The organism is uncultured Turicibacter sp. (assembly GCF_938044715.1).
In the GTDB taxonomy this organism is placed as follows: domain Bacteria; phylum Bacillota_I; class Bacilli_A; order MOL361; family Turicibacteraceae; genus Turicibacter; species Turicibacter sanguinis.
This window is the reverse complement of record NZ_CALIOS010000075.1, coordinates 1-20,456: the sequence shown is the minus strand read 5'-3', so window position 1 is coordinate 20,456 and position 20,456 is coordinate 1. Positions and strand designations below refer to the sequence as shown.

21 protein-coding genes and 1 riboswitch are annotated in these 20,456 nt (G+C 33.4%); of the genes, 14 read left to right on the top strand and 7 right to left on the bottom strand.

Annotation, left to right across the window (positions count from 1 at the left end; translation table 11 throughout):
- Positions 1–46: 46 nt before the first annotated feature.
- The 3 genes from QWC74_RS08155 to QWC74_RS08145 all read left to right on the top strand — a co-directional run bounded on the left by QWC74_RS08155 (position 47) and on the right by QWC74_RS08145 (position 5,067).
- Positions 47–2,884 (top strand): discoidin domain-containing protein, encoded by a 2,838-nt coding sequence (locus QWC74_RS08155; RefSeq protein WP_006783990.1) that lies wholly within the window; start codon positions 47–49, stop codon positions 2,882–2,884.
- Between the two features lie 148 nt (positions 2,885–3,032).
- Positions 3,033–3,779, top strand: coding sequence for an AAA family ATPase (locus tag QWC74_RS08150; protein ID WP_006783991.1), 747 nt, complete (start codon positions 3,033–3,035; stop codon positions 3,777–3,779).
- Between the two features lie 61 nt (positions 3,780–3,840).
- Positions 3,841–5,067, top strand: a complete 1,227-nt coding sequence (locus QWC74_RS08145) for a voltage-gated chloride channel family protein (RefSeq protein WP_006783992.1) — start codon at positions 3,841–3,843, stop codon at positions 5,065–5,067.
- 134 nt (positions 5,068–5,201) lie between these two features.
- Here the strand turns inward: QWC74_RS08145 and QWC74_RS08140 are convergent, their stop codons facing one another.
- A complete protein-coding gene (locus QWC74_RS08140; protein WP_006783993.1) occupies positions 5,202–5,477 on the bottom strand; it encodes a hypothetical protein in 276 nt (91 codons plus the stop codon).
- Positions 5,478–5,595: 118 nt separating this feature from the next.
- Entirely contained in the window at positions 5,596–6,033 is a 438-nt protein-coding gene (locus QWC74_RS08135) for a globin domain-containing protein (protein WP_006784271.1), read from the bottom strand.
- A 324-nt stretch (positions 6,034–6,357) separates the two neighbouring features.
- Here QWC74_RS08135 and QWC74_RS08130 point away from each other — a divergent pair, with 324 nt between their 5' ends.
- The 8 genes from QWC74_RS08130 to QWC74_RS08095 all read left to right on the top strand — a co-directional run bounded on the left by QWC74_RS08130 (position 6,358) and on the right by QWC74_RS08095 (position 15,612).
- The gene (locus QWC74_RS08130; protein ID WP_006784270.1) at positions 6,358–6,753 is read left to right on the top strand and encodes an Rrf2 family transcriptional regulator; all 396 of its coding nucleotides are present in this window, start codon (positions 6,358–6,360) and stop codon (positions 6,751–6,753) included.
- A 157-nt stretch (positions 6,754–6,910) separates the two neighbouring features.
- Complete coding sequence (locus QWC74_RS08125; RefSeq protein WP_006784269.1) at positions 6,911–8,428, top strand: glycerophosphodiester phosphodiesterase family protein; 1,518 nt, start codon at positions 6,911–6,913, stop codon at positions 8,426–8,428.
- 302 nt (positions 8,429–8,730) lie between these two features.
- Positions 8,731–8,831, top strand: a riboswitch (purine riboswitch).
- A 30-nt stretch (positions 8,832–8,861) separates the two neighbouring features.
- Positions 8,862–9,695: an ABC transporter permease gene (locus tag QWC74_RS08120; RefSeq protein WP_006784268.1), complete on the top strand. Its 834-nt coding sequence runs from the start codon at positions 8,862–8,864 to the stop codon at positions 9,693–9,695.
- Positions 9,688–10,470 carry an ABC transporter permease gene (locus QWC74_RS08115; protein WP_006784267.1) on the top strand — a complete coding sequence of 261 codons (783 nt, stop codon included), beginning with the start codon at positions 9,688–9,690 and terminating at the stop codon, positions 10,468–10,470. The genes QWC74_RS08120 and QWC74_RS08115 overlap by 8 nt, the downstream gene beginning before the upstream one ends.
- A gap of 11 nt (positions 10,471–10,481) precedes the next feature.
- Entirely contained in the window at positions 10,482–11,510 is a 1,029-nt protein-coding gene (locus QWC74_RS08110; RefSeq protein ID WP_006784266.1) for an ABC transporter ATP-binding protein, read from the top strand.
- Between the two features lie 24 nt (positions 11,511–11,534).
- Positions 11,535–12,584, top strand: coding sequence for an ABC transporter substrate-binding protein (locus QWC74_RS08105; RefSeq protein WP_006784265.1), 1,050 nt, complete (start codon positions 11,535–11,537; stop codon positions 12,582–12,584).
- Positions 12,585–12,602: 18 nt separating this feature from the next.
- Positions 12,603–14,309 (top strand): adenine deaminase, encoded by a 1,707-nt coding sequence (locus tag QWC74_RS08100; protein WP_006784264.1) that lies wholly within the window; start codon positions 12,603–12,605, stop codon positions 14,307–14,309.
- A complete protein-coding gene (locus QWC74_RS08095; RefSeq protein ID WP_155222989.1) occupies positions 14,293–15,612 on the top strand; it encodes an amidohydrolase in 1,320 nt (439 codons plus the stop codon). The genes QWC74_RS08100 and QWC74_RS08095 overlap by 17 nt, the downstream gene beginning before the upstream one ends.
- A gap of 61 nt (positions 15,613–15,673) precedes the next feature.
- On the opposite strand, the gene QWC74_RS08090 is transcribed toward QWC74_RS08095, so the two are convergent.
- From QWC74_RS08090 to QWC74_RS08080, 3 genes are all read right to left on the bottom strand, one after another.
- Complete coding sequence (locus tag QWC74_RS08090) at positions 15,674–16,102, bottom strand: hypothetical protein (protein WP_009607643.1); 429 nt, start codon at positions 16,100–16,102, stop codon at positions 15,674–15,676.
- A gap of 243 nt (positions 16,103–16,345) precedes the next feature.
- Positions 16,346–17,458, bottom strand: coding sequence for a site-specific integrase (locus QWC74_RS08085; protein ID WP_155222988.1), 1,113 nt, complete (start codon positions 17,456–17,458; stop codon positions 16,346–16,348).
- A 62-nt stretch (positions 17,459–17,520) separates the two neighbouring features.
- On the bottom strand, positions 17,521–18,339 hold the full coding sequence (locus QWC74_RS08080) for a helix-turn-helix transcriptional regulator (protein ID WP_278475181.1): 819 nt from the start codon (positions 18,337–18,339) through the stop codon (positions 17,521–17,523).
- 172 nt (positions 18,340–18,511) lie between these two features.
- Here QWC74_RS08080 and QWC74_RS08075 point away from each other — a divergent pair, with 172 nt between their 5' ends.
- Complete coding sequence (locus QWC74_RS08075) at positions 18,512–18,724, top strand: helix-turn-helix transcriptional regulator (RefSeq protein WP_155222986.1); 213 nt, start codon at positions 18,512–18,514, stop codon at positions 18,722–18,724.
- A 312-nt stretch (positions 18,725–19,036) separates the two neighbouring features.
- On the opposite strand, the gene QWC74_RS08070 is transcribed toward QWC74_RS08075, so the two are convergent.
- Complete coding sequence (locus tag QWC74_RS08070; protein ID WP_155222985.1) at positions 19,037–19,381, bottom strand: helix-turn-helix domain-containing protein; 345 nt, start codon at positions 19,379–19,381, stop codon at positions 19,037–19,039.
- 125 nt (positions 19,382–19,506) lie between these two features.
- On the opposite strand from QWC74_RS08070, the gene QWC74_RS08065 reads away from it, so the two are divergent.
- A complete protein-coding gene (locus QWC74_RS08065; protein ID WP_155222984.1) occupies positions 19,507–19,656 on the top strand; it encodes a hypothetical protein in 150 nt (49 codons plus the stop codon).
- Positions 19,657–19,803: 147 nt separating this feature from the next.
- Here the strand turns inward: QWC74_RS08065 and QWC74_RS08060 are convergent, their stop codons facing one another.
- A complete protein-coding gene (locus QWC74_RS08060; RefSeq protein ID WP_155230204.1) occupies positions 19,804–20,136 on the bottom strand; it encodes a helix-turn-helix transcriptional regulator in 333 nt (110 codons plus the stop codon).
- A gap of 141 nt (positions 20,137–20,277) precedes the next feature.
- Here QWC74_RS08060 and QWC74_RS08055 point away from each other — a divergent pair, with 141 nt between their 5' ends.
- A complete protein-coding gene (locus QWC74_RS08055) occupies positions 20,278–20,421 on the top strand; it encodes a hypothetical protein (RefSeq protein ID WP_155230205.1) in 144 nt (47 codons plus the stop codon).
- The last annotated feature ends 35 nt before the right edge of the window (positions 20,422–20,456 follow it).

Sequence of the window (20,456 nt, the reverse complement as noted above, 5' to 3'; positions counted from 1 at the left end):
ATGTTTTGTTTTAACTTTTAAATTTATACTTGAAGGGGAATACATTATGACACGTTATAAAAGAATTAAAAAGTCTTCAAAGAAAAATCTAACTGGATCAAAAGTTTTAATGCCTGTCTTTTTAACATTTACGGTTGGGACTGCACTAGTAGGATGTGCTTCAGTTGAGCAAGGACAAAGTACAACTGAGGAAGTTCATGAAATAAAACCTCAAAGTATTTATACCATTAGTCCAGAAGTTGCAAACACAGAATTAATTATGAATAACTTAGCAACGGCTCCTCATTGGTTCCCAGCTGAATTATTAGAATGGACGCCAAGTAGTGATAAGCATTTTGAATATAATAGAAGTACAGTCGCCTTAGCAGACCGTGTAAGTAAAGATAGATTAGAGACAGTTAACGCAACGCAAGACAAAGAGCGTGAAGTTGTTGCGATTTCTATTATGAATAATAGTACAAGTGGAAATCCATCTCAAGGAAGTAATAAAATTTCTTCAAATGTCTTCTCATATTGGCAATATGTTGACAAGATGGTTTATTGGGGAGGATCTTCAGGTGAGGGGTTAATTGTTCCTCCAACGGCTGATGTTACAAATGCTGCTCATAAAAATGGAGTTCCGGTTCTTGGAACAGTCTTTTTCCCAATGGAAGCACATGGTGGAAAAATGGCTTGGTTAGATGAATTCTTAACAAAAGATGAAAATGGAAGCTTCCCGATTGTTGATAAATTAATCGAAGTCGCACAGTCTTATGGATTTGATGGATGGTTTATCAATCAAGAAACAGAAGGAAACGAAGAAACACCTCTGACACCTGAACATGCACAGTTAATGAAAGAGTTAATTGTTGAATTTAAAGCAAAAGCAGGGGATAGTCTTGAAATCATGTGGTATGATTCAATGACTAAAGAGGGGGAAATGGATTGGCAAAATGCTTTAACTGAAGAAAATGAATTCTTCTTAGTTGGTGATAACCAAGAAATGATTGCCGATAGTATGTTCTTAAACTTCTGGTGGACAACAGACACATTAGCACCAGAAAATTTACTTGAAGCTTCAACACAAAAAGCACAAGAGTTAGGAATTAATCCAAATGTTATTTATGCCGGAATTGATGTTCAAGCCAATGGAGTTAATACACCAATTCGCTGGGAATTATTTGAGGCAGGAAATACATCTTTAGGTTTATATTGCCCAAGTTGGACATATGCTTCTGCTAGTTCAATTGATGATTTCCATGCCAAAGAAAATCGTTTATGGGTAAATGAAAATGGAGATCCGTCAGTTTCAACAAGTGCAACTGATCGTGAATGGCGAGGAGTTTCAACATATATTGTTGAGAAAAGCGTTGTTAATTCGTTACCATTTATGACGAACTTCAATTTAGGACATGGGTATAATTTCTTCATTGATGGTGAAAAAGTGTCTGAAACAGATTGGAATAACCGTAGTATGGCAGATGTTTTACCTACTTACCGCTGGATGATTGAAAACGAAGGGGCGAATACTTTAAGTGCCGATATTGATTACGCAAATGCCTTTTATGGTGGAAACTCAATCAAACTCCTTGGAAATATGGAAGCAGGAAAAAAATCTACAATTAAATTATTTAGTGCCGATTTAACACTTGAAGATAAGGTGTCATTTACAACAGCGATTAAGTCATCTGAAAATGTTGATTTTGATTTGGTGTTAGATTTCCATGATGGAACAACTGAAACGTTAAAATCTAAAGAAAAAGTATCAGTGGATGAGTGGACAACATTATCTTATGATGTGTCTAAGTTATCAGGAAAAGCTATTAAAAATATTTCATATGCTATCTCTTCAAAAGAAGAAGTGAGCGGATTAAGACTAAGCATCGGTAATATGACGATTGCAAGAGAGTCTGATGCAACAAATGCAACAGCTAGCAATTTAAAAGTTGAAGATTATTTATTTGATGAAGATGCAATGTATGCTGGAGTTAAGTTATCTTGGGAAGGAAATGCTGATTCAAATGGACATTATGAAATTTATCAAATTAACCAAGATGGAACAAAATCATTCTTAGGAACGTCTGCAACAACTGCATTCTTCTATAACGCACTTCCACGCGAGGGTGAGTCAAATCAAACGAACTTTGAAGTTGTAGCAGTTAATAACTTAGGAGAGCAAGGAACAAGTGCAAAAGCAACAATGGAATGGCCTGATAACAGTATGCCAAAAGCTGAGTTCAGTGTTTCAAGAACATTAGTTGCACCAGGGGATGATGTGACGTTTACAAATCTTTCATCTCAAAATGCTGAAGAATTTGTATGGGAATTTAAAGGTGCTAATATTGAAAGTAGTACAGATGTAACACCGACGATCAATTTTGCAGAAGAAGGTGTCTATACTGTTACATTAACTGCTAAAAATAAATCAGGAGAAGTCAGTGTCACAAAAGAAGAAATTATTACCGTTTCTAATGCTGCAACAGAACTTGTGAATTTATCAGAAGGAAAAGCGACAGAAGCGTCAGGATTTGTAAATAACAATGAGGCGCCTCAATTTGCGGTTGATGGATTACTTGATACGAAATGGTGTGCAACAGGGACTGCGCCACACTGGATTGTGATTGATCTTGGAGAATTAAAGACAATCAGTGAAGTGTACATGGCTCATGCCGAAGCGGGTGGAGAAAGTGATGGAATGAACACCAAAGCTTATACAATTGAAGTGAGTCAAGATGGAGAAAACTTTGAAGAAGTGGTGAATATCACAAGAAATTCTGCGGCGACAACCGTTGATACCTTCAAAGCTGTTGAGGCTCAATATGTAAGAGTTAGTGCCATCAAACCAACACAAAACTCAGATTCAGCTGTACGTATTTATGAAATTCAAGTTAGAGGACTTGAATAGAAATAACTTTTTTAAAACTTAACCTAACATAAGACCCCTATTAGTGACTATCGTGATAAAATCCTTTTTAAATCCCTCAGACCAATCGTTTGAGGGATTTTTTTGTTATAATGACAGTAGATAAGTAAACGAGGATGTGGATGTTAAGATGAAAGAGCGATTTATTAATCATATTAAGATTGACTGGAGTCAGATCGGTGAAGACAGTTATGTTAGACATATCAAAGCATTAAATCAACTTAATCAGCTATCCTTCAATCACAACATTACATTTTTTGTAGGAGAGAATGGTTCAGGAAAATCGACTTTAATCGAAGCGATTGCTGTTGCCTATGGATTTAGTGCAGAAGGTGGAACACGAAATTATAACTTCTCTACGTATGAATCACATTCTGAATTACATAAAGCTATTTCTTTTACTCGAGGCATTAAACGTCCGAAAAATAGTTATTTTCTTAGAGCTGAAAGTTTTTATAATGTGGCCAGTCAGGCTGAAGAATATCGTGGGAATGATCCAATCGAAATTTACTATGATAGATATGGTGGAAAGTCATTTCATGAACAATCACATGGTGAAAGTTTTCTTTCCCTTCTACAGGGGGCATTATCTGCAGATGGAATTTACATTTTAGATGAACCAGAAGCCGCACTTTCTCCTCAACGCCAACTCACCTTATTAATTGAAATACATCGTCTAGCAAAACGTGGTGCTCAATTTATTATTGCAACGCATTCACCCATTCTTTTGGCTATTCCAGAAGCAAGTATTTTATCATTTGATCATGGAACCATTGAACCCTGTGATTATACCGAAACATCAGTTTATCAAATCACTGAGATGTTTATTAATAATCGAGATTATTTCCTAAATCATTTGTTATCAGAAGACTTTTAAAACTCCTATCTGAGGAGTTTTTTCTTGTTTTTTTGGAAATCATATATCAAGAGGTGATGAAATGGATTTATTACAAGAGTACGTTAAAGACATTGCAAGTGTTGCAAGACATTTTTTGAAATGGTTCTTATTAGCTATTGTTTCGGGCACCCTTGTTGGAATTTTTATTTCGTTTTTCTTAAATAGTTTACAGTATGTTACAAACTTACGTGAACACCGACCATGGCTTCTTTATTTACTACCATTTGGCGGAGCCTTCGTTAGTTATTTATATTTAAAATTTGGTAAGGATTCTGCTAAAGGGAATAATTTAATTATCGAACGAATCAACGAAGGAGTGGGAGAGATTCCTTTTAGAATGGCCCCCCTTGTTTTTTTAGGAACCGCTGTGACTCATTTATTTGGGGGATCTGCCGGAAGAGAAGGAACAGGCGTTCAAATTGGTGCCAGTATTTGTTCAAAACTTAGTCATTTCCTTCATTTAAACAAAGAAGATGCCACTATTTTGATTATTAGCGGCGTCAGTAGTGGATTTGGTGTTGTCTTTGGAACGCCAATAGCCGGAACGATATTCGGTCTTGAAGTGAGTACCATTGGAAAAATGAGATATGAATCCATTATTCCTTGCTTGTTATCGAGCTATATCGGAACCTATGTTTCAACTCTATTTAACGTGAGTCATAGTCATTACGAAATGGAAACTTTATCATCACAGAATCCTTTTTTATTTTATAAAGTTATGGCGTGTTCAATCTTATTTGGATTAATGAGCAAATTATTTGCTGAGTTAACGCATTATTTAAAAAAGATATTTTCTGATAAACTTAAAAAGAGTTATGTCAAAAGTTTCGTTGGTGGATTAATCATCATTGGATTAATGTTAATGATACGAAATCGAATGTATTTAGGATTAAGTTTACCTTTATTAAAAGAAGCATTTGAATCACCAGTTGTGGGGTATGCATTTTTGATTAAATTATTGTTAACATCTATTACTCTTGCAACCGGATTTCAAGGTGGAGAAGTGACGCCGCTGTTTGTTGTAGGAGCAACATTTGGCAACTTTTTAGCTCCCTTATTTAATTTGCCACTGTCCTTTGTAGCGGGACTTGGAATGATTGGTGTATTTTGTGGTGGAACCAAAACTCCCCTCGCTTCCTTTGCGATGGGGCTTGAATTATTCGGGGGAGGTAATCTTAAATACCTTTTTATTACATGTGTCATTAGTTATGTATTTGCGGGGAAAAGTGGAATTTATACCTCGCAAAAAGTTCAATCAGATAGATGATTAGTTGCATCTGCGATATCAATATAACCAACTGTTGCGCCTAAGAAACCTACAATTTTTATCAGATTAGATTTAAAAACAGGCATTTCACCCTCTATCATCTCATTGTTTGAATTTGAGGTAGTCATTAAAATTTATAGCTTTTCCCAAGTCATAAGGGTTAAGAGAATAATAGCAACTAAGAATAAACTACTTCCCTCTACGATCACATTAGATGCAGTTTTTTGATGAAAATTTGCTTCTGCTGTAGTAGGTGAGAAAAGCGATTTTTCTTCTTCATCAAAACCATAAAGATAGAAAAAAGACCCCATAATAAAAATCCATGTTGCAAAACGCCCTAGCTGAATAATAGCAAGTTTTTGTTCTGTGAGTGTTTCCTTTTGTTCTTCAGAAGTACAATCACTATTCATAATGAGTCTCCTCCCTTATCCAAATCGTAATATTAGTATATGTCATGTGAACCACTTGGTTATTTATCATTTTAATAAAAAAATTCCTATAACCTCATTGGTCATAGGAATTTTTTTATTAAGCGCGTGATGCGTAGATTTCTTTTTCAACATTAATGAAAACTTGTGCGATTACATCATAAGTTTTAGCCCAAGCTTCGATGATTTCATCAGTTGCGGCCTCTCCTAAAACTTCTTTGATTGCCCCAAGTAAGTGCGCTCCAACGATTGGGTAATGTTCTTCTAAAACGCCACAATCACAATGTTTAACTGCGATTTTGTTAACAACAGGCATAATTGCCCCTAAGTTATCAACATTTTGAGCAGCAGCTAAAACAGTCAGAGCTAAAGCTTTTGGTTGTTCACCTGATTTTTGACGCTCCATATTAAAGAGTGGTGCCACTTCAGGATTTTGTTCAAACATATTTTTATAGAATGTTGTTGTAATTTGAATACCGTGTGATTTTAAAGCAGGTACTGTACTTTTAATAATTTCAATTGTTTGTTGATCTAACATAATCATCTCTCCTTATTGTTTGTTGAGGTAACTATATCATAAATCGAATATAATGTTCAAATAATATGCACATTTATTTTTTTAAAAAAACATGAATTTAAAGATTTGACTGCGGAAGAACAAAGATAACAGAAGAAAATGTTAATGAGAAAAGTTTTCATTTAAAGCGTCTCGTCTTATTTTTAATAAATTTTTATAGAGATTATCATTTAGTAGCCATCTATTAAATCGTGAAGATAACAATCAATAATCACCAAGAAATAGTCAAAACAATAGATACTTTATGTTGTATAATAAGAATAAGTTAAAAAAGGTGGGATTTCGATGCAACTATCCAAATTCAGTGATTATAGCTTTCGTGCACTTATTTATTTAGCACAACATCGTGACCAACTGTGTACCGTTGAAGAATTATCAATGAATCTAAATACATCAGAACAACATATGAAAAAAGTCATTCATAAGTTAGGTAAAACGCCTTATGTCACTTCAATAAAGGGACGTGGAGGTGGACTTCGACTTGGTTGTGAGCCTCAAGAGATAAACTTAGGTGAGATTCTAAAAATTACGGAAGATAATTTAAATATTTTAGAATGCTTTAATAAATCAGCTGGGTGCCCGCTATTATCAAGTGGCTGCAAACTAAAAAGTATTACTTCAGATGCTTTACAAAAATTTATTGAAGAATTCTCAAACTATACATTAGAAGATTTACTTTAACAGGCTAGTTACTAGCCTGTTTTTCATAGTTGTTAGCTTTTATATGACAAAATTTTAGATACTGAGTCTGACTCAAAAAATGTAAAAACATTTTGTTTCTAAAGAGCAGAAAACATATTCTCAGCGTTTTAAGATTATACTGTCTTGAGGTGAGGACATGTATAAAAAATATTTTTTATTAGATGTTTTGAAACAACGAGGAAAATGTAAATTGCCATCCAATGAGACTAGTCGATATCTTGAAGTTTTATTGGTTGAAAATAATCAACCGATTAATTTAAGTCATTGTCAGGTCGAAATTATTCCTTCTCAAGAAAGTGTTGAAATTTTAAAAGATAGAATGGGTACGATTTTAATTAAAATACTTGATTCAATGAATAAGGATTCTAAGTTACAATTAAATATTTATCAACAGGAATTGCTGCGAGTTACAACGAGCTTTGAGGTTGAATTTGAGAAAAAAGAAGAGGTTATGAATCGGAATTTAGTTCAAAATCCACAGGGCCTATTCCACAAAACAGAAATCCGCATGATTGCACATCGAGGACTTAGTGCACTCGCACCTGAAAATACGTTACCGGCTTATGAGTTGGCTGGGAAGTATGGATACTTTGGGGCAGAATGCGATATTCATGAGACGGCGGATGGTGAATTCATTTTGATGCATGATGACTCGATTAATCGAATGACAAATGGATCAGGGAGTCCGAGTCATTATACGAAAGATGAGCTCAAGGCATTTCAAATTGCAGATTCGACCTATCCACATCTAAAAATCCCAACGTTGCAGGAGTATTTAAACGTATGTAAATGTCAGGGGCTTGTTCCTGTCATTGAGGTGAAGCGAATTGGAATCCAAAGTATTGCGACATTATTAAATCAGATTGAAAAATGGGGGCTACTTTCTAATTGTATCATCATTACGTTTCATCAAGAGGTCGCCACTGAAATTAGGAAGCTAGATAAAAATATCGGCCTTCAATGGCTTGCTGATTTAACAAAAGAAAATATTGATTACTGTGCGAAGCATCAAATGAATATCGATTGTCATAAAAAAAATGTCACAAAGGATTTGATTGATTACGCTCATTCTGTTGGTGTTTTGGTGAACGTCTGGACAGTCGATGAAGCAAAAGAAATGGTTAACTTAATTGAGATGGGAACTGACTTTATTACAACTAATAGCTTACTGTACCGTCAAAGTATTAGGGGTAATGGGAAGTGTGAAAGTTATAGCATGAAAAATAGAATTGATTATTTGAGATGTTTAAATCCATTTTTAATTGAGAGCCATGGGAATATAATTCAAGATGGAACTTTTAAATGGCATGATGAGAGTCATATTTTTGAAATGCAAGGAACAAAACAAGCACCTGCAACATTAGAAATTAATCTACCTCAATTATATAAAGGGGATGTTGTGACCGTAAGTTGTGAATACCTTAATCTCTCTGGACAATCTTTAAGTATTAGTTATGGAACAACGAAAAAAGAATTTGAGCAAGTTGTGCCTTCGACATTAGTAGATGATTGGGGATATGCTGAAGTCCAATTTCTTACGTTAAAAGATTTTCAATCCATGAGAGAAGAAACCTCAATGGTACTCATTGGAGCATCCGATTCAAAATCACATTTCATGATTAGAAATGTCAATGTTAAGATCGATTATATGTGAGGATTAGAAGCGTTAAAATTCTTTATTTAAGGAGTCCAAATAAAGGTAGGATATAAACTGTATTTAGCTTAACTAGCTATGAGTTTACATATTAAGCGATTAGAACAATATTTTAATATAACCTTAATTGAGAGCTCTAGTAAGAGGAAGCAGTGCTCATTAAATCAGGTTATTGATATTAAGCATATAAAAGGTGATAAATGTAAAAATTTATCACTTTTTATATTTATATATTTAAGTTAAAAAACGACATATTTTTACAAAAAAATGAGGTAAAATCTATAAAATTTTGGTATAATGACGGTGGTTATCAAGGTTATTTTCATATATAACGCAAATATGGTGCGTAAGTTTCTACCCGATTTCCGTAAAAAATCGGACTATGAGAAGAGATAGAACAAGGCCATTCGTTCTATCGCAAGGAGGTAACGACATGAAAAAAAATTCAGCTTATGTTTTAATGGTTCCAGGATTTGTACTATTATTATTATTTTTAATGTTGCCATTATGTTCAATATTATGGCCAACGGTCTTTAATGATGGATTTTCTCTAAATCAATACATCTCATTTTTCCAAGATGAGTATTATTTAGAAATCTTCTATCGAACGCTGAAAATCTCCTTGATTGCTACCTTGGTTTGTACACTGTTTGGAGTGCCGACCGCTTATTTTATTTCGCGTTGTTCACAAAAATGGAAAGGTCTATTAATTGCTATTTCTATTTTCCCATTATTAACGAATTCTGTTGTTCGTAGTTTTGCTTGGATTAATATTTTAGGTAAAAATGGAATAATCAATAATTTATTAGTGAATATGGGAATCGTTGAGCAACCAATTAGTATGCTGTACACTGAGTTTGCCGTTTTAGTCGGAACGATTTATTTATTCTTGCCAATTATGATTATTACGTTAGTTGGAGTGATGGATAATATCGATAACGATATGATGGAGGCAGCTGAGAGTTTAGGGGCAAATCGTTTAACAGCTTTTATAAAAGTTGTTTTACCGATGAGTATTCCAGGTATTATTACGGGAGCAGTTCTTGTTTTTACTGGATCTCTAACAGCATATACAACTCCACAGCTTTTAGGTGGAAATAAAGCATTAGTTTTACCAACTTTAATCTATCAACGTTCAATGACTTTAAATGATTGGACGGGAGCAAGTGTTATCGCAGCCATTATGATTGTGACGACCTTAATTGTCATGAAGGGATTAAACTTCATTGCAGCAAAAGTAGATAAGCGAGGTGAACTAGATGCGTAAACATAAGATGCTAACATTGGTATCAATGTTCGTTTTTGCTTTTCTTTTCTTTCCATTAGTAATTATTACAGTGACGGCTTTTGGAACTGAAAATACAATCTCGTTCCCAATTAAAGGATTTACATTTGATTGGTTCGTGAAGGCATTAACGTCAAAAACATTTATGAATTCTTTCATTTTAAGTTTTAAATTAGCATTAATATCAACTTTAATTGCGTTAGTCATTGGGATTCCAGCAGCTTATGGAATGTCACGTTACTCAGTTAAAGGGAAGAAATTATTAAAAAGTTTCTTCTTATCTCCAACCATTGTTCCTGGAGTCGTGATTGGATATGCATTATTCCAATTCTTAGTGATTAAATTACGTATTCCAGTTTTTCAAGGATTATTATTTGGGCATTTCTTAGTTGTATTGCCTTATATTATCCGCATTGTTGGGGCTTCACTTGAGCAATTTGATTTCTCGATTGAAGAAGTAGCGTGGAGTTTAGGGTGTAATAAAATCCAGACATTCTTTAAGATTGTTTTACCAAACATCTCTAGCGGGATTATTTCAAGTTTCTTATTAGCCTTTATTAATTCATTTAATAATATTCCAGTTTCAATGTTTTTAACGGGTCCAGGAGTCACAACCTTACCAACAGCATTAATGAACTATATTGAATATTATTATGATCCAACCGTATCGGCTGTATCAGTTTTATTAATGGTTGCAACAATCGTTATTATGTTTGTTGTTGAAAAGACACTTGGAATTAATTCATTAGCAAAATAGGAGGAGACACCATGGCATTCGTAGAATTAAATGATATTCGTGTAACTTACGATGGAAAAAATGATATTTTAAAGGGATTAAATTTACAGATGCATGAAGGTGAGTTAGTGTCATTACTTGGTCCAAGTGGATGCGGTAAGACAACAACTTTACGTGTCATTGCTGGTTTTATTGATATAGCTGACGGAGACTTCTTAGTAGATAATGAAAACTTTACTAAGATTCCTGTACATAAACGTAACTTCGGTTTGGTTTTCCAAAGCTATGCTTTATTCCCACATTTAACTGTAAAGGATAACGTAGCCTTTGGGTTAAAGCTACGTAAAATGGATAAACAACAAATTGAAGAAAAAGTCGATAAAATGTTAGAAGTCTGTGGATTACTAGAGTATAAAGATCGTTTACCAAAGCAATTATCGGGAGGTCAACGTCAACGTGTCGCATTAGCACGTGCTTTAGTAATTGAGCCTAAATTATTATTACTTGATGAACCATTAAGTAATTTAGATGCAAAGCTTCGCATCCAAATGCGTGTTGAAATTAAACGAATTCAAAAAGCGTTAGGAATTACAACTGTCTTTGTTACTCACGATCAAGAGGAATGTTTTGCGATTTCAGACCGTGTTGCAGTTATGAATAAAGGCGTTATCGAGCAATACGATACACCTGAAAATATTTATGCTAAACCAAAAACTGAGTTCGTTGCAAGATTTATTGGGTTCGAAAACTTCATTCCAATGAAACATAAATCAGGAAATACATTCTTAAGTGATGATTTAACATTTAGTGTTGATGAATTACCTGATACGACTATTACATTAGGAACTATTCGTCCAGATGATATTGAGATTGTTCAAAGCTCGCAAGAAAACTGTGTCAGTGGAACAGTTTGTGTTCGTACGTTCTTAGGTAAGAGTTATCAATATGAAGTTGAAACAAAGTTAGGGAAAATCGTTGTAAATCATGACGGTGCAGATGTATATGAAATTAATGATGAATTAACATTACATTTACCAGCAAATAAAATCGTATTAGTTTAAACAGGCAAAAAGGAGACGAAGAATATGAAAAAATCATGGAAATTAGCATTAGGTGCTGCAATGGCATTAACCCTTGTTACAGGATGTTCAACAGGTTCTGAAGATTCAGGGAAACAAAAACTAGTTGTTTCAACATGGGGATTAAGTCAAGATGTTTGGGAACAAGAAGTGAAAATTCCATTCGAAGAAAAGTACAACTGTGAATTAGTATTAGATACAGGTGGAACAAATGATCGTTATACAAAATTAGCTAATAATCCAAATTCAGAGGTTGATATTATTGAATTATCACAATCAGCGGCAGCAAATGGATATGAGGCAGGATTATTTGAACAAATTGATTACTCAAAGATTTCAAATGCTTCTTCATTAATTGAGCCTGCAGCAGAATTAGCTGAAAATGGATTCGGGGCTGCTTACACAGTAAATAGTATCGGAATTATTTACAATCCAGATGAGGTTGGATTTGAAATTAATGATTGGTCAGATTTATGGAATGAAGAATTAAAAGGTAAAATTTCAATTCCAGATATCTCAACAACATTTGGGCCTGCTATGGTTTATGTAGCAAATGATTATGCAAATGGAGATATTAAAGAAGATCAAGGTGAAGCAGCATTCAAAGCATTAGCAGAATTACAACCGAACATTGTTAAAACTTATTCAAAATCAAGTGATTTAGCTAATATGTTTGCATCTGGTGAGATTGCTGTTGCTGTTGTGGGGGATTTCGGAATCCCAACGATTGAACAAGCTCAACCTAATGTGAAATTCGTTGTACCAGCATCAGGAACTTACGCAAACTTCAATACAATCGATATTAATAAAAACTCAAAAAATAAAGAGTTAGCTTACGAATATGTAAACTTCCGTTTAAGCCAAGAATTACAAAGCTCAACAGCGATTACTTTAAATGAAGCTCCAACTAATAAAGATGTTGTTTTAGATGAAGAAACAGCATTAAACAAAACATATGGTGAAGTTGCAGCAAATGCTAAAACAATTGATTATTCATTTGTTAATCCATTATTAAATAATTGGATTGATCAATGGAACCGTATTGTTAACCGTTAATTAGGATAGGTGCTCAATATGGATATGATCATTAAAAATATTTCAGTGTATCAAACATTTACTCAACAATTTGAAATAAAAGATGTTTTCATTAAAAATGGTCGATTTGCACAGATCGCAGATTCTTTATCGGTAACAGAAGAAACAGTTATTGATGGAACTGGTCTATATATGGTACCAGGATTAATTGATATTCATATGCATATTGAAAGTTCTATGACTCTACCTTCGCGTTTTTCACAGGCTGTTTTGCCTCATGGGGTTACAACTGTTGTTGCAGATCCACATGAGATTGCAAACGTGTTTGGAATCGAAGGAATTCAATCATTTTTATCCAATGCAACTGCATTGGATATTTTTTATGGAATTCCATCGTCTGTTCCTTCAACATCCCCACATTTAGAAACAACAGGTGGGTTGATTGGAGTAGATGAAGTGAAGGAACTTCTCAATCATCAAAATATTTTATGTTTGGGAGAAGTGATGAACTTTCAAGATTTATGCAAAAAAGAAAGCTCAACTATTAAAGATATTATTAAACTATGTCAAGAATTTAGACCGTCCTTACCGATTGAAGGTCATTGTCCAAAAATTAGTGGTAAAGATTTAGCAGATTTTATTGCAGCAGGAGTTACAGCAGATCATACTCAGCAAACACCTGAAAGTATTATTGAAAAAATTAAAAGTGGAATGTTTTTAGAAATTCAAAAAAAATCGATGACTAAACAGACCATTCAAACGTTAATGGATTATCATTTTTATGATTATTTTGCATTTGTCACAGATGATGTCATGGCAGACAAGTTACCTAAGGGTCATTTAAATGAAATTATTAAATATGCCGTTAAACTTGGAATGCCAGTTGAGAAGGCAATTTATTGTTCGACTTATACGCCAGCTCGTCGAATGCATTTAGAAGATCGCGGAATGATTGCGCCTGGCCGTCTAGCAGATTTTATTTTACTGACTGATGTGGATAACTTTAAGATTCATTCCGTTTACAAGGGTGGGTGTTGCGTAGCCAATGATAGGGAATCGCATCAAGAAAATCATAATCAAATATTCCCAGACCATTTCTACCACTCAATAAAATGTAAAAAGGCTGAGCCTGAAGATTTTGATATTAAGATTTCAGGGAATAAAGTGTTATGTAACATTATTCAAACACAACCACACTCAACATTTACTAAACATATTCAAAAACAGGTTCCGGTTAAAAATGGAATACTTGATTATGAATCACAAAATCTATGTTTATTAACGGTTTATGAGCGTTATGGAAAGAATGGTAATATCGCTCACGCTTTGTTAGATACCCCGATTAAAAAGAGAGGAGCGATTGCAACATCTTGGGCTCATGATCATCATAATGTCATGGTGATGGGAAATGATAAAGAAGATATGATGCTCGCTCAACAGATGATTTGTGAAATGCAAGGGGGCTATGTCGTTGTAAAAGAGGGGCAAGTTTTAGCAAAAGCTTATTTAGAAATTGGTGGTATTGTTAGTGCACAGCCAATTGAAGTATTAGCACAACAACTTAGGGACGTTCGATCTGCTATGCAAGAACTCGGATATGTTCATGATAATGAAATTATGTCATTCTCGACATTATCATTACCGGTATCCCCACAGCTAAAGGTAACTGATATGGGAATGATTAATACATTAACACAGGAAATTGTGCCATTAATTGCGGAGGTTTATCATGAAGACGTTAATTAAAAATGCTTGGATTTTAACAATGGATAAAACGCTATCAACTTATCCACAAGGTATGTTAGTCATAGAAGATGATAAGATTTCGTATGTCGGTGAGTATGATTCAGATATTGAAAAGTATGTGGATGAAGTGATTGATGCATCAGGTGGTATCTTGATTCCAGGAATGATCAATACACATGCTCATGTTTCAATGATTCCATTTCGTTCATTAGGAGATGATTGTCCAGATCGACTTCGTCGTTACCTTTTCCCTCTAGAAATTGAATGTATGAGAGCACCATTAGTCTATGAGGCTGCCCGTTATGGAATCTTAGAGATGCAACGTAGTGGGGTGACTACTTTTTTAGACATGTACTATTTTGAAGAAGAAGTAGCTCGTGCATGTGATGAGATGCAGATGCGTGGAGTACTTGGGGAGACAGTTATTAATTTTCCGACATGTGATTGCGAAGAAGCTTATGGAGGGTTAGCTTATAGTGAACAGTTTATGAGTAAATGGAGCAATCATCTGTTGGTGACGCCAATCATTGCACCACATGCAACCAATACTAATGATACAAAAGCACTACAAGATGCTCATGAGATTGCGGTTAGATATGACACGTTAATTTCAATGCATGTTGCAGAGATGGATTATGAGATGACAGAATTTCGTGAAAAGTATGATATGACACCAGTAGAATATTTAGATTCAATTGGTGTTTTAAGTGATCGATTAGTGGCTGCTCATTGTATCCATGTGAATGAAAATGACATGTTATTAATGGCAAACCGTGGCGTAAAAGTTGCACATTGTATTGGATCAAATATGAAAGCCGGAAAAGGAATTGCCCCTGTTAAAGAAATGATTGAGCATGGGTTAACTGTTGGTCTTGGAACAGACGGGCCGAGTAGTGGGAATACGTTAGACTTATTTACGCAAATGAAAACAGCAGTTTATGCACAAAAGACTCACTATAAGGATCGTTCACTATTTAAAGCAGAGGAAATTGTAAAACTAGCAACGATTAGTGGAGCCCGTGCCTTAAAAATGGATGATAAAATTGGTTCACTTGAAGTTGGAAAACAGGCCGATATTGTTTTAATTGAAACAGAATCTTTAAATATGTTTCCAATTTATGATCCTTATTCAGCGATTGTGTATAGTGCCAATTCATCTAATGTCCACAGTGTTTGGATTAATGGGGTATCCGTTTTAAAAGAGAAACAATCAATTTTTAATCAGACAGAGATTAAAACGTCACTTCAAAATGAAATGCAAAACTTTGCAAAACGTGCAATAGAGCGTTCAAAAGATTTATAAATGTGAATAAGTAAAGTCAAAAAATCCCGTAAGGTAAATCTTACGGGATTTTTTATTAGATTTATTCGTTGTGGGGGGAAGAATGGGGTGGATTAGATTCAATACAACATTGATATTCCTTTTTCAATTTAGATAATTGTACATTTATTTTTTGAGCTTTTTTGAGCATTTTTTTAGTCTTCTGACTGATACACTGTGCCTGAAAATCAAGAGCCATTAACTCGTTAGTTAAGCATTCAATTTTATTTGCAAGTGTCACACAACGAGAGCACTTTTGATTAAATTCATACATGTCACCATATTCATGTAACCAGCAATTGATTTTTGAACGGATGACTTTTTGAGCTCTAATGTAATTTGTAGTTGATTCCATATGGGAGATTGCTGAATCTAATTCATCTATTGCTTCTAGGAATTCTTCGTCGATGAGTCGTTGTAAAGCATTATATTTTTGAATCAGAGTTTCATATTCTTCAATTCTTTTGGTCATTCAAATCCCTCGTCTCTCCATTAAAAGGAATATTATGTTATAGGATATGATAGAGGATCCATGACTTGTGCCTTTAAATAGCAACAAAATAATTTTTTATCATGTGGATAAAAAATAATGAGATAAAAAAATATCAAAAGTATTGTAATATCAATGTTTTTAAATTCTAACATGAAGATTTTTAATGATTTAAATAGATAATTGCCACTAATTTGCCACCATAAATTAATTTTGGTGGCAAATTTACTTATTAAATTTATTTTCGAATAGTTGTATGGCATCGCTTTCTCCCTCTTTAGTGACATGGCTATATGTACCTAGTGTAGTTGCGATATTACTATGGCCTAAACGTTCTTGGATAACTTTAATATTGACACCAGCACTCAATAACATAGTTGCATGAGTATGACGTAATGAATGAAATCGCAAGCTTATATCAAAGTCTTTACTAATTTTTGCTGTTCTTGCTGTTAGACATTGAGGAGAAATTGGGGCTCCGTCCTCATGGCAACAGACAAAATTATGGTTTTGATATAAAGATTGATAAAATTCCTTTTGTGTAGATTGATAGCTTTGTTGAACTTTTAATGCACTTATTAATTTTTGAGTCATTAGTACAGTACGTTTACTAGAACTGGTCTTAAGAGGAGCTAATTGAAGTGGGAGTCCTACTTTTTGAATTAACTGTTTTTCAAATGTAATAGTTTTATTTTCGAAATCTACATTATCCCAAGTTAATCCTAAGATTTCTCCTCTACGACCACCTACTTGTGAAGCTATTAAAAATGGTAAATAGTAGATTTCATTTTCTAGTGATTGCAGAATATGTTCTAAATCTTTTGGCGAGATAATTTTCATCTTTGTTTCTTCTTGTTTTTTCTTTAATTCTAATTGAGTTAACGGATTATAAGGAATAATCATTTGTTTGACTGCCAATTTTAAAATATTGTTTAGAAGTTTTTTTAATGAAGAAACTGTATTATTAGAATAATTTTTTTGTTTTTTAGAGAAAAATTTTTGTAAAACATTAGAAGTGATGTTATTTAATTTGATAAAACCTAATTCGGGATAGATATGATTATTTAACAAAGAATCGTACTGTGATAGAGTGTTGTAACGGTAAGAGTTGACAGCTACATTTTCATACCAATATTCTGCGAATTCTTGCAAGGTATAACTAACATTATTTTGTACAAATCCTTGTTTTTCGTACTGCTGTAATACATCACGTAAGGCGGTTTCTGCTTCTTTTTTAGTACGAAATCCGCCTTTTTCTTTTTTCTTATATTTTCCGTCTTGCTTATAAGAAAAGTAGTAACTCCATTTCTCGCCACGTTTCCTAACTGATCCTTTCATCTAAAGCACCTCGTATAAAGTTGAAATTTTAAAAAAAGATAGGATTTTACACCTATCCTTTTTTATTTAATTTTTTCTGAATTCCTTTCTTCTCCTATGCAACTCGTAACATATGAGGTTGTTTGTGAGGCAGAATTCAATCTCATTTTTTTATATGCTTCTTCTGCTTCTTCAACTGTAGCAAAATTAAATTTGTTTAGATGTTTATGCGGTGTTGTAGAAGTTGAGTTAGAAGAAGCTGAACTATTAAATATTTGAGTAAGACCGTTAATCATATTTTTCCGAGTATTCTCATCTAAATCTAAAAAACGCTTGAAGAAATCTATTTCTGTTTCTGAGATATTTCGTTCTTGAGCGTATTTGTCTAAAGAATACTCAAATGTAACTACCTTAGAATCGGTGGTTGAGTTTTTTTCAATGGAAAGGTAATTACTGTTTTTCAGATCTTTAATACATAAATCTAGAATAGGTATATTCCATCTTTTTGCTATTATAAAAGCATCATCAGTTGAAGGTTCAACAACATCATTTTCCCACTTTTGTATTATTTTCTCGGAGTTATAGCCTAATTCTTTTGCTAATTCTAATCGACTAGTATTAGTCGATTGTAGTAAAAAACTTAGATTTCTCGCAAACAAACTAATTGGTTTAGTGTGTTTGTTTTCCATATCATCAGTTAATCCTGTTAACCAATTGGGATTAACCTCTAATATAGAAGCGATAGCCTCTATGATAGGGAGTTTTATTTTACTGACTTCTCCGTTTTCATAGCGGTAAATAGTAGCTTTATTAAGACCTGTTTTTTCAGCAATATATGGCACTTCAATTCTTTTTTCTTTTCTAACTTTACGAATACGCTCACCTATTTCTTTCGAATTCATAACTTCACCTCCTCTGTATATAGTATACACCTCGAAATTCACATTTTGCAAAAACTTTTTTTTACAATTTGCGAAAACAAGGTTGTTTTTTCGCGTTTTGTGATTGACTAGTGTCGAATTAGATGGTAGTATGTGGTTAAGAAGTCGCAAAATGTAAAAAAGAGGTGAGCGTATGAATAAAACAAAGATTAAAAATAGAATGATGCAGATGGGTGTAAAGCAAAAAGACCTAGCAACGTGTCTAGGAATAGGTGCCTCAACGATATCTCAAAAATTAAATAATGAAAGAAAGTTAACTATTTCTGAGGCGAGAAGATTGCAATTATATCTACAAATTCCTGATGACGAATTTTGCCAATATTTTTTTGATGATTTAGTCGCATAACGAGAATTAATGGTGCGGTTTAAATAATCAATAGTTCTAATCTATAGTGGTTTATATATGTGTCTTTAGAAGCGGGAGAGGAGAAATAAAAACATGGCAGTAAAAGAAAATCCAGTACCAATACTACAAAGATTAGTATTTACACTAGAAGAGGTAGGGGACTTTAAACGTCATGACGGTAATAAAAAAAATCCCTAAATAATTAGGGATTTTTTTTATTTATGTATTTGGAAGTCTTTTAAGTGTATCTGAGTTGTTCATTGGATAAGTATAGCAAACTTGAGTAAAAAAAGTAGAATAGTTAAAACTAAACTACTTTTCTACGATATGTTTTTGATAAGTTTTAATCAAATCTAGAATATATAATTGCTCTTTTTCCGAAAGATTTTTTGCAATAGCAGTTATTTCATTAAGAACATAATCACTTTTAGCTGAATTGGGATTGTCCATTTCTCCATCTCCAGTCATTAACCAATCTGGATTAATTTCTAATACTGAACAAATAGCATTAATAATTATAGGTTGTTGTGTTTCAGTTCTATTTAATTCTAGATTACTTATAACACCTCTAGAGGTTCCAATTAATTCAGCTAGTTTATCTTGTGTTATACCTTTGCTTTTACGAGCAATCTTCAATCTGTTGCCTATTGTCAACAAAAATCACCACCTTTGTATGTATCATAATACAAACTAAATGTGATGTCAACACAAAATAAAGTGTTGACGAAACAAATTAATAATGTTAATATGTGCTTATAGCACAAAGTAAAGGAGAGATTCGTATGTGTCAAAAAATTTTGAATGAGATCCATGTAAATGCAAAAGACCTTCCTTTAGAGTGTCAAGAAAAAATTTTAGATGTTGTGAAAGCTATGGCATTTACTAAAGAATGTGTGCTGAATGAGCTTAAGCAGGAACAAAAATCAGCATAGAAGCGGGAGAGGAGTAAAAAGAAAATGGCAGTAAAAGAAAATCCAGTACCAATACCACAAAGATTCGCATTGACATTAGAAGAGGTAGGGGACTTTAAATGTTGTGACGATAATAAAAAAATCCCTAATTAATTAGGGATTTTTTTTTTATTTATTCTTTGATAATAATTTTTCCTCTGTTAAGAGAAGTTCTTTAGCCATTTTTGTTAAATATTCTTGAGAGTCCAATGTTAAACTTTCAAATATTTCAATGAACTCTTTTTCAAATGGCGAAGATAAGTACATTTCACCTATGCCGTGTTTTAACCATTGTTCGTTAATATTAAATTCTGAACAAACAACTTTAATATGGCGATCTAATAGAGGTCTGGTCCCATTTTCAATCATTGAATAGGAAGTTTGAGTTATGCCGAGGCATTTTGCAAACTCTGTCTGATTTAGACCTAAAGATTTTCTTATTTCTCGCAGTCTCGTTCTCATTATATTCTCACCTCCTAATTCAATATATCACTAAAAAAATAAACTTACAATCGTTTTTATAACAAAAGGCATAAAAAAGCTTGAAAATTTATTAACTTAGTGTTAGTATAAAATCACAAAAACAATAAAAGGAGAGGTTTTATGAAAAAAGAAGCAAATATTAGTTTAATATTTAGTCAATTATCAAAGGAGAGTCAGCGTCATCTCATTAATATGGCATATATGGCGAAAGTTGCTGAATCGGGAAAAGCTAAAGAATTAGCAAAGGAACAAAAATCAGCATAGAAGCGGGAGAGGAGTAAAAAGAAAATGGCAGTAAA

Excerpts from the sequence above, each read along its gene's own strand:
- QWC74_RS08155 (WP_006783990.1), top strand. The coding sequence starts at position 47 with ATGACACGTTATAAAAGAATTAAAAAGTCTTCAAAGAAAAATCTAACT.
- QWC74_RS08150 (WP_006783991.1), top strand. The coding sequence starts at position 3,033 with ATGAAAGAGCGATTTATTAATCATATTAAGATTGACTGGAGTCAGATC.
- QWC74_RS08145 (WP_006783992.1), top strand. The coding sequence starts at position 3,841 with ATGGATTTATTACAAGAGTACGTTAAAGACATTGCAAGTGTTGCAAGA.
- QWC74_RS08140 (WP_006783993.1), bottom strand. The coding sequence starts at position 5,477 with ATGAATAGTGATTGTACTTCTGAAGAACAAAAGGAAACACTCACAGAA.
- QWC74_RS08135 (WP_006784271.1), bottom strand. The coding sequence starts at position 6,033 with ATGTTAGATCAACAAACAATTGAAATTATTAAAAGTACAGTACCTGCT.
- QWC74_RS08130 (WP_006784270.1), top strand. The coding sequence starts at position 6,358 with ATGCAACTATCCAAATTCAGTGATTATAGCTTTCGTGCACTTATTTAT.
- QWC74_RS08125 (WP_006784269.1), top strand. The coding sequence starts at position 6,911 with ATGTATAAAAAATATTTTTTATTAGATGTTTTGAAACAACGAGGAAAA.
- QWC74_RS08120 (WP_006784268.1), top strand. The coding sequence starts at position 8,862 with ATGAAAAAAAATTCAGCTTATGTTTTAATGGTTCCAGGATTTGTACTA.
- QWC74_RS08115 (WP_006784267.1), top strand. The coding sequence starts at position 9,688 with ATGCGTAAACATAAGATGCTAACATTGGTATCAATGTTCGTTTTTGCT.
- QWC74_RS08110 (WP_006784266.1), top strand. The coding sequence starts at position 10,482 with ATGGCATTCGTAGAATTAAATGATATTCGTGTAACTTACGATGGAAAA.
- QWC74_RS08105 (WP_006784265.1), top strand. The coding sequence starts at position 11,535 with ATGAAAAAATCATGGAAATTAGCATTAGGTGCTGCAATGGCATTAACC.
- QWC74_RS08100 (WP_006784264.1), top strand. The coding sequence starts at position 12,603 with ATGGATATGATCATTAAAAATATTTCAGTGTATCAAACATTTACTCAA.
- QWC74_RS08095 (WP_155222989.1), top strand. The coding sequence starts at position 14,293 with ATGAAGACGTTAATTAAAAATGCTTGGATTTTAACAATGGATAAAACG.
- QWC74_RS08090 (WP_009607643.1), bottom strand. The coding sequence starts at position 16,102 with ATGACCAAAAGAATTGAAGAATATGAAACTCTGATTCAAAAATATAAT.
- QWC74_RS08085 (WP_155222988.1), bottom strand. The coding sequence starts at position 17,458 with ATGAAAGGATCAGTTAGGAAACGTGGCGAGAAATGGAGTTACTACTTT.
- QWC74_RS08080 (WP_278475181.1), bottom strand. The coding sequence starts at position 18,339 with ATGAATTCGAAAGAAATAGGTGAGCGTATTCGTAAAGTTAGAAAAGAA.
- QWC74_RS08075 (WP_155222986.1), top strand. The coding sequence starts at position 18,512 with ATGAATAAAACAAAGATTAAAAATAGAATGATGCAGATGGGTGTAAAG.
- QWC74_RS08065 (WP_155222984.1), top strand. The coding sequence starts at position 19,507 with ATGTGTCAAAAAATTTTGAATGAGATCCATGTAAATGCAAAAGACCTT.
- QWC74_RS08060 (WP_155230204.1), bottom strand. The coding sequence starts at position 20,136 with ATGAGAACGAGACTGCGAGAAATAAGAAAATCTTTAGGTCTAAATCAG.
- QWC74_RS08055 (WP_155230205.1), top strand. The coding sequence starts at position 20,278 with ATGAAAAAAGAAGCAAATATTAGTTTAATATTTAGTCAATTATCAAAG.